Origin of the sequence: Paraburkholderia sp. SIMBA_054 (assembly GCF_046534875.1) — a bacterium.
Lineage (GTDB): Bacteria > Pseudomonadota > Gammaproteobacteria > Burkholderiales > Burkholderiaceae > Paraburkholderia > Paraburkholderia hospita.
Genome location: NZ_JAWRXV010000817.1, coordinates 1 through 271, shown reverse-complemented (window position 1 = coordinate 271; position 271 = coordinate 1). Strand labels below are relative to the sequence as shown.

At 58.3% G+C, this 271-nt stretch carries 1 pseudogene; it reads right to left on the bottom strand.

Annotation, left to right across the window (positions count from 1 at the left end):
* Window positions 1-271: pseudogene (locus tag SB822_RS57375) on the bottom strand (Rieske (2Fe-2S) protein); the annotation flags it as partial.

The window sequence follows — 271 nt, the reverse complement described above, 5'->3', positions numbered from 1 at the left end:
CGAAGCGCCGCGCGAACGGCAAGTACCATCGGTTCATCAGATGGCGCTCGGTGATGTCGTCGGTGGTGCCCGTGATGCGGAAGCTCGCTTGCGGGTTACGGATCGGCACGCGCGTCTCGGCCTCAAAGCCCCATTCGTTCGGACGGAACTCGTACTTCGATGGCTTCGGATTGTCGAAGAGACCGAAGTTCGACTTGTGCACGAAGCTGAAGTGCGAATTGTCGAACGAATTCTCCATCATGCGCAGCGGGCTCGTATTCCACTGTTCGTA